The following is a 13,480-nucleotide window of genomic DNA, read 5'->3' on the forward strand; positions in this document are numbered from 1 at the left end:
ACAGGTCGTAAAGGGCGGAAAGCTGTCGTATCGAGGATGATCGACGCGGGATGCCAGCATTTTTATGCGCCAGTTGGGGGCGATGCTGGCTGTATTGCCGTCTTCTCGGGCAGGTTTTTCAAGGTTGCCCGGCGAGGCACGCCTGCAGCGCGGTTTGCCAGTCAGGTTGGCTGACGCCCCATTCACGCGCCAAGCGACTGCAATCGAGGCGGGAGTTGAGCGGTCGAACAGCGGGCGTTGGATACTCGCTGGAAGGAATCGGAATCAAGGTTGCACAAGGCTTGCCCTGTTGGCGCAGCGCTTCACCAATGGCCTGGGCGAAGCCAAACCAGGAGGTTTCGCCTTGGGCGGTCAAGTGATAGGTACCCCAAGCGGTTCCACCGGCCTGCCAGCGCTCGATCAACGCCAGGGTGCTGTTGGCAATGGTGCCGGCCCAGGTCGGTGCGCCGATCTGATCGGCGACGATGCGCAGCTCGGGTTTCTCTTGCAGCAGCCGTTGCATCGTCAGCAGAAAATTGCGGCCATGGTTGGAGTAAACCCAACTGGTGCGCAGGATCAGGTGCTTGCCCGACACTTCGGCAATGGCGCGTTCGCCCGCCCACTTGCTCTTTCCATAGACGCCGAGCGGATGGGGCGTGTCGTCTTCGGTGTAAGGGCCGACTTTCTCACCGTCGAAGACATAATCGGTGGAGTAATGAATCAACGGCACATCGAGGGTTAAAGCTTCTTCAGCCAGGATGCCTGGGGCGGTCGAGTTGATGGCAAAGGCCAGGTCTGGCTCGCTTTCGGCCAAATCCACCGCCGTATGGGCCGCCGCATTGATGATCAGATCGGGACCAACGCTTCGCACCTGTCGACGAATCTGCTCGGGTTGCGCCAGGTCGAGTTCATCTCGACCCAGCACGATCAGCTCGCCGACTGCGCCCAGCCTGCTCTGCAGTTCCCGGGAAACCTGCCCATGCCGGCCGATGATGAGCATTCTCATGATTCGTGTTCGCCTGCCAGCTTGGCTAGGTATTGACCGTAACCGGTCTTGCCGAAGTAGTGCGCCCGTTCCAGCAACTGCTCGCGGTCGATCCAGCCGTTGGTGTAGGCGATTTCTTCCAGGCAGGCGATCTTCAGGCCCTGGCGATGCTCGATGGTCTGCACGTACTGGGAAGCCTCGAGCAAGCTGTCGTGGGTGCCGGTGTCTAGCCAGGCGAAGCCACGTCCGAAGCGCTCGACCTGCAGGTCGCCGCGCTTGAGGTAGGCGTTGTTGATGTCGGTGATCTCCAGTTCGCCCCGTGCTGACGGCTTGACCGCCTTGGCGATGTCGATCACGTCATTGTCATAAAAGTACAGCCCAGTGACGGCGTAGCTGGATTTTGGTTTTTTGGGTTTCTCTTCGATGGACAGGGCGCGGCCTTCGCTGTCGAAGTCGATCACGCCAAAGCGTTCGGGGTCTTTGACCCAGTACCCGAAGACCGTTGCGCCGGATGACCGTTTGGCTGCGTTTTGCAACTGCGCACCAAAATACGAACCGTGGAAAATATTGTCGCCGAGGATCAGGCACACCGGGTCGCTGCCAATGAACTGCTCGCCAATCAGAAAGGCTTGGGCCAGGCCATCGGGTGATGGCTGTTCGGCGTAGCTGACATTGATCCCGAACTGGCTGCCATCACCGAGCAGGTTACGGTATTGCGGCAGGTCCAAAGGGGTCGAGATCACCAGGATCTCCCTGATCCCGGCCAGCATCAGCACCGAGATCGGGTAGTAGATCATCGGTTTGTCGTAGACCGGCAACAGCTGTTTGGACACACCCAGCGTAATCGGGTGCAGGCGCGTGCCCGAGCCCCCCGCCAACACGATACCTTTCATCAAGCGAGAAGCTCCTTGGGGTTGATGGCGCCAAGGCGTTCGCCTTGATAACTGCCGTCCTGGACGCGGCGGCACCACTCCAGATTGTCCAGGTACCACTGCACGGTCTTGCGCAGCCCGGTTTCGAAGGTTTCGGCAGGCACCCAACCCAGGTCGCGCTGGATTTTGCCGGCATCGATCGCGTAACGCACATCATGGCCCGGGCGATCCTGGACGAAGGTGATCAGGTCGGCGTATTGCGCCACACCTTCGGGTTTTTCCGGTGCCAGTTCTTCGAGCAGGGCGCAAATGCCACGCACTACATCGATGTTCTTTTGTTCATTGTGACCGCCGATGTTGTAGGTCTCGCCGACGGTGCCCTCGTTCACCACTTTGATCAGCGCCCGGGCGTGATCTTCGACGAACAGCCAGTCGCGCACTTGCAGGCCGTTGCCATACACCGGCAGCGGTTTGCCCGCCAAGGCATTGAGGATCACCAGCGGGATCAACTTCTCCGGGAAATGAAACGGGCCGTAGTTGTTCGAGCAGTTGGTCAGCAACACCGGCAAGCCGTAGGTGCGGTGCCAGGCGCGGACCAGATGGTCGGACGCGGCCTTGCTGGCAGAGTAGGGCGAGCTCGGCGCGTAGGGCGTGGTTTCGGTAAACAGGTCATCGACCCCGTGCAGGTCGCCATAGACCTCGTCGGTGGAGATGTGATGGAAGCGGAAGGCGCTCTTTTCCGGCTCGGCCAGGGTTTGCCAATAGGCACGGGTCGCTTCCAGCAGGCTGTAGGTGCCGACGATGTTGGTCTGGATGAAATCCGCAGGCCCGTCAATGGAGCGATCGACGTGGGATTCGGCCGCCAGGTGCATGATTGCATGGGGTTGAAACCGCGTAAGCACCGCGCTGACCGCCGCCTGATCGATGACATCGGCCTGGACGAATTCATAGCGAGTGTCCGTGGCGATGCTGGTCAGTGACTCGAGGTTGCCCGCGTAGGTCAGCTTGTCCAGGTTGAGCACTTCATGGCTGGAATGGCGAATCAACTCGCGAATCAGGGCAGAACCGATGAACCCGGCACCGCCGGTGATGAGGATACGCATGTGGGCCAGCCTTTTTCAGTGAGTCGATGACACAGAGTGGCATAGCTTGTCGGCATGAGTGAGGGAGTGCAATAGAGGCGGCGATCTGATCTTGCTCCATTGGCCTTTATCCCGCCTTCGCGAGCAAGCCCGCTCCCACATTTGGAATCGCCTTCGCTCGAATGACTTCGTTCAACTGTGGGAGCGGGCTTGCTCGCGAAGAGGCCCGTCCAGACACCGCTGTAACAAACCCATAAACCCACTCTTTACACATTCTTTATACCCCGCACCCCCCCTCGATCTCGCGCCTTTACACCCTCCCTCCGGACAATGACTCCACACGCGGCAATACGCCGTAACACGGAGATCTTCCATGAGCGTTCTGGACGGGGTGTCACTGCTGTTGGCAGTGGGGCTGTTCATTTATTTGTTGGTTGCGCTGTTGCGCGCGGACCGGAACTAGGAGCGGCTATGCACAGTTATGACTATTGGCTGATCCTCGCGTTTTTCGCGGTGGTATTGGTCCCGGCGCCGTTTCTCGGGCGCTTCTATTACAAGGTGATGGAAGGCCAGCGCACCTGGCTGACGCCGATCCTCGGGCCGGTGGAGCGGGGCTGCTACCGCCTGGCCGGGGTCGACCCGCAGGCCGAACAGACCTGGCAGAAATACACCCTGGCCTTGCTCGCCTTCAACCTGGCGGGTTTCCTGTTGCTGTTCGCGATCCTGCTGTTCCAGGACCACTTGCCGCTCAACCCACAGAACCTGCCGGGCCAGGAGTGGACGCTGGCGTTCAACACCGCCATCAGTTTCATGACCAACACCAACTGGCAGGCCTACAGCGGTGAAGCATCGCTGAGCTACCTGAGCCAGATGGTCGGTCTGACCGTGCAGAACTTCGTCAGCGCCGCCACCGGCCTGGCCGTGCTGGTTGCGCTGTGCCGTGGCATCGGTCGCAAATCCACCCAGAACCTCGGTAACTTCTGGGTCGACATGACCCGCGCCACACTCTATGGCCTGCTGCCGCTGTGCCTGCTGCTGGCGCTGTACCTGGTGTGGCAGGGCGTGCCGCAAACCTTCGCCCAGTACGTGAATGCCGTGACCGTGCAGGGCGTCGATCAGGTGATCCCGCTGGGCCCGGCTGCCAGCCAGATTGCGATCAAGCAACTGGGCACCAACGGCGGTGGCTTCTTCGGCGTCAACTCGGCGCATCCGTTCGAGAACCCGACGGCCTGGGCCAACCTGTTCGAACTGGCGTCGATCATCCTGATTCCGGTCGCCCTGGTGTTCACTTTCGGCCATTACGTCAAAGACCTGCGCCAGAGCCGCGCAATTGTGGCCTGCATGTTCGCCTTGTTCCTGATCGGCGGCGCCACCTCGCTGTGGGCCGAATATCAGCCAAACCCTGCGCTGAACAACGTCGCCGTGGAACAGACCGCGCCGCTGGAAGGCAAGGAAGCGCGCTTCGGCACCACCGCCACTGTGTTGTGGTCGGTGACCACCACGGCGGCGTCTAACGGTTCGGTCAACGGCATGCACGACAGCCTCAACCCGCTGAGCGGCATGGTGGCGCTGGTCAACATGATGGTCGGCGAAGTGATCTTCGGCGGCGTCGGGGCCGGGCTTTACGGCATGTTGCTCAACGTGTTGATCGCGGTGTTCCTTGCCGGCCTGATGATCGGCCGCACCCCGGAATACCTCGGCAAGAAACTGCAGGCCAAGGAAGTGCAATTGCTGGTGGTGACCTTGCTGGTGATGCCGGTGGGCGTGCTGGTGCTCGGCGCGATTGCCGCCAGCCTGCCAGGGCCTGTGGCCTCGGTAAGCAACCCCGGCGCCCACGGTTTCAGCCAGTTGCTGTACGCCTACACCTCGGCCAGCGCCAACAACGGTTCCGCGTTCGGTGGTTTCAGCGCCAACACGCCGTTCCACAACCTGATGCTGGGCCTGGGCATGTTGATCGGTCGCTTCGGTTACATCCTGCCGGTACTGGCCCTGGCGGGCAGCCTGGCGATGAAGAAAACCGCGCCGATCGGCCAGAACAGCTTCCCGACCCATGGCCCGCTGTTCGTGACATTGCTGACCGTGACCATTTTGCTGGTGGGCGGCCTGACCTTTCTGCCGACCCTGGCGCTGGGCCCAATCGCTGAACACCTGAGCATGGGCTTCTAAGGAGTCAATGATGAATATGCCCGCAACAAAACCGGTCGCCGTGAAGGCGCCGGAACAACCGAAAACCGCGATCTCGGCCCTGTGGCGTCCGGCGCTGGTGCAAGCCTTCGTCAAGCTCGACCCACGGCAGCTGCAACGCGCGCCGGTGATGCTGGTGGTGGAGCTGACCGCGATCCTCACCACCGTGCTGTGCTTCGTGCCCGACACGGCGGTGCCGACCTTCGTCGCTGCGCAAATCGCGTTGTGGCTGTGGTTCACCGTACTGTTCGCCAACTTCGCCGAGGCCCTGGCCGAAGGTCGCGGCAAGGCCCGTGCCGACAGCCTCAAGGCCGGCAGCGAAGGCTTGAGCGCCCGGCGCAAGACCAGCAACGGCACCTTCCAGGTGGTGCCCGCCACCAGCCTGCGCAAGGGTGATGTGGTGCGGGTCGAAGCGGGGGAGATGATCCCCGGTGACGGCGAAGTGATCGAAGGTATCGCGGCGGTGAACGAAGCGGCGATCACCGGTGAGTCCGCGCCGGTGATCCGTGAATCCGGCGGCGATCGCTCGGCGGTCACCGGCAATACCCGACTGGTGTCCGACTGGCTGCTGGTGAAGATCACCGCCAACCCCGGTGAGTCGACCCTCGACCGCATGATCGCCCTGGTCGAAGGCGCCAAGCGCCAGAAAACCCCGAACGAAGTGGCCCTCGACATCCTGCTGATCGGCCTGACCCTGATCTTCCTGCTGGTGGTCGTCACGCTGCAGCCTTTCGCCCACTTCGCCAACGGCAGCCTGCCGCTGGTGTTCCTGGTGGCGTTATTGGTCACGCTGATCCCGACCACCATTGGCGGTCTGTTGTCCGCCATCGGTATCGCCGGCATGGATCGTCTGGTGCGCCTGAACGTGATCGCCAAATCCGGTCGCGCCGTGGAAGCGGCGGGGGACGTGCACGTTCTGCTGCTGGACAAGACTGGCACCATCACCTTCGGTAACCGTCGTTGCACCGCTGTAGTAGCGGCGCCGGGCGTGACCACCAAGGAACTGGCCGAGGGCGCCTTGCTGGCCTCCCTGGCCGATGACACGGCCGAAGGTAAATCCATCGTCGAATACCTGCGGACCACTCAACCGCAGCCGGAACCTGCCAGCGAATTGCTGACTGCCGTTCCGTTCAGCGCCGAAACCCGGTTGTCCGGTGTCGACTATCAAGGCCGCGTGTATCGCAAAGGCGCGGTGGATTCGCTGCTGGCGTTCGTTGGCTTGAAACGCGCTGACCTGGCCGCACCGCTGTCCCGGGAAATCGACAAGATCGCCCAGAGCGGCGGCACGCCGTTGCTGGTCTGTGCCGATGGCAAGTTGCTCGGCGCCATCCACCTCAAGGACGTGGTCAAGCCCGGCATCCGCGAGCGTTTCGCCGAGCTGCGCAAGCTGGGCATTCGCACGGTCATGGTCACCGGCGACAACCCGCTGACCGCCGCCGCGATCGCTGCCGAAGCCGGTGTGGATGACGTGCTGGCCGAAGCCACGCCGGAGAAAAAACTGGCGCGCATTCGTCACGAGCAAAACGACGGTCGCCTGGTTGCGATGTGCGGCGACGGCGCCAACGATGCCCCGGCCCTGGCCCAGGCGGACGTGGGCATGGCGATGAACGACGGCACCCAGGCGGCGCGCGAGGCGGCCAACATGGTCGACCTCGACAGCGACCCGACCAAGCTGCTGGACGTGGTGCAGATCGGCAAGGAATTGCTGGTGACCCGCGGCGCGCTGACCACGTTCTCCATCGCCAACGACGTGGCCAAATACTTCGCGATCCTGCCGGCGCTGTTCGCGGCGATCTACCCGCAACTCGGCGTGCTCAACGTCATGCACCTGAGCAGCCCGCAGAGCGCGATCCTCTCGGCGATCGTGTTCAACGCCCTGATCATCGTCGTGCTCATTCCCCTGGCGCTGCGTGGTGTGCGGGTGCAGGCGGCGAGCGCGGCGGCATTGCTGCGCCGCAACCTGCTGATCTATGGCCTGGGCGGGATTCTGGTGCCGTTCGTGGGCATCAAGGCGATCGACATGCTGTTGACGGCGTTGCATTGGGTTTGAGGCCAGGTGGTGCCAGGGCGCCTTTGTGGCGAGGGAGCTTGCTCCCGTCGGGCTGCGTAGCAGCCCCACCCCAGGCACCGTATTTGTTCAGACACACCACATTCACCGGGTTGGCGACTGCTTCGCAGCCGAACGGGAGCAAGCTCCCTCGCCACAGGTGATGTGTCCGTTTTTGAAGAGTTCGAGGATTCCAAAATGTCCACAATGATACGCCCGGCCCTGAGCCTGCTGGTCCTGATGACGCTGATCACCGGCGTCGCCTATCCCCTGGTGGTCACCGGCGTGGCCCAGGTCGCGTTCCCGGATCAGGCCAATGGCAGCCTGGTGCACGATGCCGAGGGCAAGGTCCGCGGCTCGTCCCTGATCGCCCAGGATTTCGTCGGTGATGCCTGGTTCCATCCACGGCCATCGGCCGGTGCCTTTGCCACCGTGTCCAGCGGCGCCAGCAACCTGGCACCGAGCAACCCGGCCCTGGCCACCCGCGTGATCGACGATGCCAACAAACAATTGGTACCCGGCCAGGGTCCGGTACCGCTGGCATTGATCACCACTTCCGGCAGCGGCCTCGATCCGCACTTGCCACCGGCGGCGATTGCCTATCAACTGGCGCGTGTCGCGGCGGCGCGGAATGTGCCGGTGGCGACCTTGCAAAACCTGCTGAATGCGCACATCGAGCAACCATTGGTGGGCCCACCGGTGGTCAATGTGCTTGAGTTGAATCTGGCGCTGGAAAAGCTGTAAATCAGCGGCGCGGCCATTCGCGAGCAAGCCCGCTCCCACAGGTTATGTGAACGCTGGAGAACCCTGTGGGAGCGGGCTTGCTCGCGAAGACGGCTTCAAAATCAACGCACCACTCCCTGTAGATAAGAGACCCAAAGCATGAGCGACTCCGGCCGCGCCGACGCGCTGTTAGCAGACCTGCCCCGCGATGGCCGTGGCCGGCTCAAGGTTTTCCTCGGTGCCGCGCCCGGCGTCGGCAAGACCTACGCCATGCTGCAGGCGGCCCACACCCAACTGCGCCAGGGCGTGAAACTCATCGCCGGGGTGGTCGAGACCCACGGTCGCGCCGAAACCGAAGCACTGCTCGGCGGCTTGCCCCAGCAACCCCTGGTGCGCTCCGAATACCGCGGCGTGATGCTCGAAGAAATGGACCTCGACGGCCTGCTCGCCGCTCAACCGAAACTGGTGCTGGTGGACGAACTGGCCCACTCCAACGCCCCTGGCAGCCGCCACGCCAAACGCTGGCAAGACATTCAGGAACTGCTCGCCGCCGGCATCGACGTCTACACCACGGTCAACGTCCAGCACCTGGAAAGCCTCAACGATCAGGTGCGCGGCATCACCGGCGTTCAGGTGCGCGAAACCCTGCCGGACTGGGTGCTGCAGGAAGCCTACGAACTGTTGCTGATCGACTTGCCACCGCGAGAACTGCTCGAGCGCCTGCGCGATGGCAAGGTCTACGTGCCGGAGCAGGCGCGGGCGGCGATCGATGCGTTTTTCACTCAGACCAACCTCACCGCCCTGCGGGAGCTGGCGATGCAGACCGCCGCGGCCCAGGTCGACAACGATCTGGCCCAGGGTTATCGCCAACTCGGTCAGGCCGCGCCGGCGGTGCGCGGTCGTTTGCTGGTCGGGGTCGATGGCGATCATCAGGCCGAACGCCTGGTGCGTCACGCCAGCCGCGTGGCCCAGCGTCGGCACCTGCCGTGGAGCCTGGTGCACGTGGACAACGGCAGCGTGCGCGACGAGCAGTCCCGGTTGCGCCTGCAGAGTGCCCAGCAACTGGCCGAGCGCCTGGGTGGCGAAGTGGTGTTGCTGCGCGCCGGTGAAGTGGCGAAAACCCTGATCCAGCATGCCGCCGAACGCCGCGCCACACTGGTGCTGGTCGGTCAGTCCCGGCCGCGATTGCGTCGGCGTCTGTTCGGCGGTGGCCTGGCCGCGCGATTGCTGCGCAGTGCCAGCGGCCTGGAAATCAACGTCCTGGACAGCGAGCACGAACTGCATCAGCCACGGCCGCGTTCGATACAGCCGCTGGTGTGGTTCGACTATGCCCTGGCGGTGGTTGCGACATTGATGGCCAGTGCCCTGGCCTGGGCGGTGGCGAGTGTTCTGCCACTGCCGAACATCTCACTGGTGTTCCTCGCGGCGGTGCTGCTGGTGGCGGTGCGCAGCAGCCTGGGACCGGCGCTGGCGTGTGCCGCGCTGTCGTTTCTGACCTACGACTTTCTGTTCATCCCACCGAATTTTTCCTTCAGCATCCAGCGCGAAGAAGACGTGCTGACCCTGCTGTTTTTCCTGCTGATGGCCGCGCTCACCGGCAATCTCGCGGCACGGCAACGCCGGCAGCTGCAGGCCCTGCGCGACACCCAGGAAGAGACCAGCGAATTGCTCGACCTGTCGCGCAAACTCACCGCTGCCACCGACCGCCAGGCCGTGATCAGCGCCGCCGCCCAGCACCTCAATGGCTGGAGCGAGCTTCAACTGTGCCTGCTCAACCGCGATGGCCAGCACGGTTGGAAAGTCGAAACCGGCGGCCCGCTGGAATTCACCGAAGCCGAACGCGCCGCCGCCGACTGGGCCTGGCAACACGATCAGCCGGCGGGGGCGGGCACCGGCACTTTGCCGTTCGGCCGTTGGTGGTGGTGGCCGTTGTCGGCGGAAGAGGGCCCGCTGGCGCTGCTCGGCGTGTGCGCCAAAGAAGGCCAGACCTTGAGCGGTCAGCGGCGGCGCTTGTTGACCGCGTTGAGCCAGCCGCTGGCCCAGGCCCTGGCCCGCGCGCAATTGGCCGACGACCTGGAAGCAGCGCGGCTGCACGGCGAAACCGAGCAATTGCGCAGTGCCTTGCTGGCCTCGGTGTCCCACGACCTGCGGACCCCGTTGACCTCCATGCGCGGCAGTATCGACAGCCTGCTGGCCCTGGGCGAAGCGATCCCGCTGGAAGATCGCCGCGAGCTCCTCGAAGGCACCCGCGACGAAGCCGAACGCCTGGACCGCTACATCCAGAACCTGCTGGACATGACCCGCCTCGGTCACGGCGCGCTGAAGCTGGCGCGGGACTGGGTCTCGCCGGCGGACATCGTCGGCAGCGCGCTCAATCGGCTGCGCGCGGTGCTGGCGCCCTTGCAGGTCAGTACCGAAGTGCCGGCGGAGTTGCCGCTGCTGTTCGTCCATGCCGCGCTGATCGAGCAGGCCTTGGTCAATGTGCTGGAAAACGCCGCACGTTTTTCACCGTCCCACGGGCGTTTGCAATTGCGCGCCGGCGCTGACGACAGTGAATTGTTTTTCTCGGTCAGCGACGAAGGCCCGGGGATTCCGGAAGCGGACCGGGCGAAGATCTTCGACATGTTCTACACCGCCGCCCGTGGGGATCGCGGCGGGCAGGGCACGGGGCTGGGGCTGGCGATCTGTCAGGGCATGGTCGGCGCCCATGGCGGGCGAATCAGCGTCGCCGATGGCATCGACGGGCGCGGCACCTGCATCACCCTGCACTTGCCGTTGCAGGCTCAGCCGGGGGACGACAGTGAAGGCTGAGCTTGCTTGCGTTACTCTTCTGCCAATTTTCTTTGTTGATGTGAATCCATGAGCCAGACCGCGACCATTTTGGTCATCGACGACGAACCGCAGATCCGCAAATTCCTGCGCATCAGCCTCGCCTCCCAGGGCTATAAAGTGCTGGAGGCGGGCACCGGCAGCGAAGGCCTGGCCCAGGCGGCACTGAACAAACCCGATCTGCTGGTGCTGGACCTGGGGTTGCCTGACATGGACGGCCAACAGGTGCTGCGCGAGTTTCGCGAATGGTCGACGGTGCCGGTGCTGGTGCTCTCGGTGCGTGCCGGCGAAGGGCAGAAGGTCGAAGCGCTGGACGGTGGCGCCAATGACTACGTGACCAAGCCTTTTGGCATTCAGGAGTTCCTGGCACGGATCCGCGCTCTGCTGCGCCAGGCACCGGTGGGCGAGGCCCAGCAGGCGGCACTGGTCTTCGGCCCGCTGACCGTGGACCTGGCCTATCGGCGGGTGTTGCTCGACGGCAGCGAAGTGGCGCTGACCCGCAAGGAGTACGCGGTGCTGGCGCAACTGGCGCGGCATCCGGGGCGGGTCATCACCCAGCAGCAGTTATTGAAAGACATCTGGGGCCCGACCCACACCGATGACAGCCATTACCTGCGGATCGTGGTCGGGCATTTGCGCCAGAAACTGGCAGATGATCCGACCCGGCCGCGGTTCATCGTGACCGAGGCGGGGGTGGGGTATCGGTTGTTGAGTGAGGGCACGCTTTAGGTGATGTGTTGCCTGGCCTGACGCCTTCGCGAGCAAGCCCGCTCCCACCGTTGACCGCGTTGTCCATAAGCAATGCGGTCAACGGTGGGAGCGGGCTTGCTCGCGAAGAGGCCCTGACATTCACCCGAGAACTTTCAGACTGTCACTCCCGGTCATTCTCATACCGATCCAGCGTATCCCGCGCAATCTCCCGCCCCAAGGCGATCAATTCCGGCGCCTTGTAGAACTCGAAGAACCGACAAACCCGCTTGGGCACGTTGATCAGGATATCCGGCGGATACCCGGCAATCTTGTACTGCGCCAACGACGTTTGCATCACCTCGAAACTTTGGTTGATCAGGTCCAGCAAGGACGCCGGCCCCACGTTATCGATGATGAACGACCCAGTGGCGGACTTCGGCGCACCATCGCGTTCCGGCGCGGCGGCCGGTTGCTGGGCTTCAGGTTCGGCGGATTCCACCCAGGGATTGATCTCTGCCGCTTCTGCGATCAGTGCTTCTTTTTCCAGTTCCAGCAGTTTTTCCGCCTGTTTGCGCCGAAACGGCAGCTTTGACCCTACCGAACTGATCAAACTGTCGAAGCGCATCCTGAATGCCGCCGGGCGCTGGATCACCGGCAGTTTGTAGTGCCGCTGGTTGGTGGAGTTGAGGTTGACCGCAATGATCAGGTCGCAGTGGCTCGACACCACCGGCACGATCGGCAAGGGGTTGAGAATGCCGCCGTCCACCAGCATGCGGTTGCCCTGCATCACCGGGGTAAACAGGCTGGGAATCGCCGCCGAGGCGCGCATCGCCTGGTGCAGGCAGCCTTCCTGGAACCAGATTTCCTGCTGGTTGGTCAGGTCGGTGGCCACCGCCGTGTAGGGAATGCGCAGGTCTTCGATATTGATTTCGCCAACGATCTTGCGGATCTGCCCGAACACCTTCTCCCCGCGAATCGCCCCCAGGCGGAAACTGACGTCCACCAGACGCAACACATCGAGGTAGTCCAGGCTCTCGATCCAGTCGCGGTATTCATCCAGTTTGCCGGCGGCGTAGATGCCGCCGACCACCGCCCCCATGGAACAACCGGCAATGCAGGCGATGTCGTAGCCCCGCCGTTCGATCTCCTGGATCACGCCTATATGGGCATAACCCCGGGCTCCACCGGAGCCCAACACCAGTGCGACACGCTTTTTCATCAATCGCCCTCGTCTCAATGGTTCAACAATGCACCCATCGAGGGGCGAGGTTCAATCGCCGAGGTCGTTGGGTGCCGCGAGTGCGTCGTTTTTTCGACAGCTTTTGGCGGCAGCCGAATAGTCTCGCCAGCGCTATAGTGAGTGCCGACGATGAACGGCACTTTTCCCGTGGCGGACCGTCCTACGTGCATGACTGTTTCTTCTCATTGAGGTGTAAATGATGAAAGCCTGGATCTGTGTGCCATTGATTGCCCTGGCACTGGCCGGATGCGCCGGTAAAACCGCTTATCGCGACAGCTGCGGCAGCAATCTGGATGCGGCATGGCATGAACTGGACCTGGCCAAGGCCGAGGGTTTTGCCGGTACCGTCAGCTACTCCAAGGCCCTGTCGCTGCTGACTGCAGCCAAGACCCAGCAGCAATTCGAAGGGTTCGAAGGGTGCACCCAGAAGGCCGAGAAGGCGCGCTTCTACATTCGTGAGTCCCGCGCGGGGCGCTAAATGCTGCTCTAAGCTTCAAGCTGCAAGTCGGGCGGCGCCGCATTTCAACTGGCCGCTTGAAGCTTGCAGCTAGCCGCTGTTTTCGGAGTAAACCCCATGATTGACCGATTGGTGGCCCACGTCCTGGGTCTGGAAGTTCGCCTGCTGGCCTGCCAGGCACGCTTGAGCGAGCGCACAGACCCGGAGGCCTTGCACGACCTGCGCACTACGGTGCGCCGCTTGCGCAGCCTGTTGCGGCCACTGCGCGGCCTGCCGGGGGTCGAACAGTTGGAAGTGGCGGCATCAGAAGTCGGCGACCTGACCACGCCGTTGCGCGATCGTGAGGTGCTGGCGGCCTACTTGCTCGAGCATGGCCAGGCGCAGGCCGCGCA

General features: G+C 63.2%; 12 protein-coding genes. 8 read left to right on the forward strand and 4 right to left on the reverse strand.

All coding sequences use genetic code 11. From position 1 onward, the window contains the following. Positions 1-118 precede the first annotated feature (118 nt). From rfbD to rfbB, 3 genes are read right to left on the reverse strand one after another with little or no spacing between them, the layout of a single operon-like run. Complete coding sequence (gene rfbD / locus B0W55_RS12130; RefSeq protein WP_077046236.1) at positions 119-985, reverse strand: dTDP-4-dehydrorhamnose reductase; 867 nt, start codon at positions 983-985, stop codon at positions 119-121. Next, positions 982-1,860, reverse strand: coding sequence for a glucose-1-phosphate thymidylyltransferase RfbA (gene rfbA / locus B0W55_RS12135; RefSeq protein ID WP_077046237.1), 879 nt, complete (start codon positions 1,858-1,860; stop codon positions 982-984). Before rfbA ends, rfbD begins: the two co-directional genes overlap by 4 nt. Next, positions 1,857-2,939, reverse strand: coding sequence for a dTDP-glucose 4,6-dehydratase (gene rfbB, locus B0W55_RS12140; RefSeq protein WP_077046238.1), 1,083 nt, complete (start codon positions 2,937-2,939; stop codon positions 1,857-1,859). The genes rfbA and rfbB overlap by 4 nt, the downstream gene beginning before the upstream one ends. A 352-nt stretch (positions 2,940-3,291) precedes the next feature. Here rfbB and kdpF point away from each other — a divergent pair, with 352 nt between their 5' ends. The 6 genes from kdpF (at position 3,292) to B0W55_RS12170 (ending at position 11,430) form a co-directional block, all read left to right on the forward strand. Next, positions 3,292-3,381, forward strand: a complete 90-nt coding sequence (kdpF, locus tag B0W55_RS12145; RefSeq protein WP_007899818.1) for a K(+)-transporting ATPase subunit F — start codon at positions 3,292-3,294, stop codon at positions 3,379-3,381. Between the two features lie 8 nt (positions 3,382-3,389). Further along, on the forward strand, positions 3,390-5,084 hold the full coding sequence (gene kdpA / locus B0W55_RS12150) for a potassium-transporting ATPase subunit KdpA (protein WP_077046239.1): 1,695 nt from the start codon (positions 3,390-3,392) through the stop codon (positions 5,082-5,084). A gap of 10 nt (positions 5,085-5,094) precedes the next feature. Beyond that, positions 5,095-7,152, forward strand: coding sequence for a potassium-transporting ATPase subunit KdpB (gene kdpB, locus B0W55_RS12155; RefSeq protein ID WP_077046240.1), 2,058 nt, complete (start codon positions 5,095-5,097; stop codon positions 7,150-7,152). Positions 7,153-7,347: 195 nt separating this feature from the next. Further along, positions 7,348-7,893, forward strand: coding sequence for a potassium-transporting ATPase subunit KdpC (kdpC, locus tag B0W55_RS12160; RefSeq protein ID WP_077046241.1), 546 nt, complete (start codon positions 7,348-7,350; stop codon positions 7,891-7,893). Positions 7,894-8,031: 138 nt separating this feature from the next. Then, positions 8,032-10,683, forward strand: coding sequence for a sensor histidine kinase KdpD (locus B0W55_RS12165; RefSeq protein ID WP_077046242.1), 2,652 nt, complete (start codon positions 8,032-8,034; stop codon positions 10,681-10,683). A gap of 48 nt (positions 10,684-10,731) precedes the next feature. After that, the gene (locus B0W55_RS12170; protein WP_077046243.1) at positions 10,732-11,430 is read left to right on the forward strand and encodes a response regulator; all 699 of its coding nucleotides are present in this window, start codon (positions 10,732-10,734) and stop codon (positions 11,428-11,430) included. Positions 11,431-11,572: 142 nt separating this feature from the next. Here the strand turns inward: B0W55_RS12170 and B0W55_RS12175 are convergent, their stop codons facing one another. Continuing rightward, positions 11,573-12,610 (reverse strand): patatin-like phospholipase family protein, encoded by a 1,038-nt coding sequence (locus B0W55_RS12175; protein ID WP_077046244.1) that lies wholly within the window; start codon positions 12,608-12,610, stop codon positions 11,573-11,575. 220 nt (positions 12,611-12,830) lie between these two features. Between B0W55_RS12175 and B0W55_RS12180 the strand changes: the two genes are divergently transcribed. Next, entirely contained in the window at positions 12,831-13,109 is a 279-nt protein-coding gene (locus B0W55_RS12180) for a hypothetical protein (protein WP_077046249.1), read from the forward strand. Between the two features lie 96 nt (positions 13,110-13,205). Then, on the forward strand, positions 13,206-13,480 hold a 275-nt coding region (locus B0W55_RS12185; RefSeq protein WP_139340904.1), incomplete at its 3' end, for a CHAD domain-containing protein.

Source organism: Pseudomonas sp. KK4 (genome assembly GCF_001984065.1).
In the GTDB taxonomy this organism is placed as follows: Bacteria; Pseudomonadota; Gammaproteobacteria; order Pseudomonadales; family Pseudomonadaceae; genus Aquipseudomonas.

What these genes read in the sequence shown, in the direction of transcription:
- B0W55_RS12170 (WP_077046243.1), top strand. Translation starts at nt 10,732, where the DNA reads ATGAGCCAGACCGCGACCATTTTGGTCATCGACGACGAACCGCAGATC.
- B0W55_RS12175 (WP_077046244.1), bottom strand. Translation starts at nt 12,610, where the DNA reads ATGAAAAAGCGTGTCGCACTGGTGTTGGGCTCCGGTGGAGCCCGGGGT.
- kdpF (WP_007899818.1), top strand. Translation starts at nt 3,292, where the DNA reads ATGAGCGTTCTGGACGGGGTGTCACTGCTGTTGGCAGTGGGGCTGTTC.
- B0W55_RS12165 (WP_077046242.1), top strand. Translation starts at nt 8,032, where the DNA reads ATGAGCGACTCCGGCCGCGCCGACGCGCTGTTAGCAGACCTGCCCCGC.
- rfbD (WP_077046236.1), bottom strand. Translation starts at nt 985, where the DNA reads ATGAGAATGCTCATCATCGGCCGGCATGGGCAGGTTTCCCGGGAACTG.
- kdpC (WP_077046241.1), top strand. Translation starts at nt 7,348, where the DNA reads ATGTCCACAATGATACGCCCGGCCCTGAGCCTGCTGGTCCTGATGACG.
- rfbB (WP_077046238.1), bottom strand. Translation starts at nt 2,939, where the DNA reads ATGCGTATCCTCATCACCGGCGGTGCCGGGTTCATCGGTTCTGCCCTG.
- kdpA (WP_077046239.1), top strand. Translation starts at nt 3,390, where the DNA reads ATGCACAGTTATGACTATTGGCTGATCCTCGCGTTTTTCGCGGTGGTA.
- kdpB (WP_077046240.1), top strand. Translation starts at nt 5,095, where the DNA reads ATGAATATGCCCGCAACAAAACCGGTCGCCGTGAAGGCGCCGGAACAA.
- B0W55_RS12180 (WP_077046249.1), top strand. Translation starts at nt 12,831, where the DNA reads ATGAAAGCCTGGATCTGTGTGCCATTGATTGCCCTGGCACTGGCCGGA.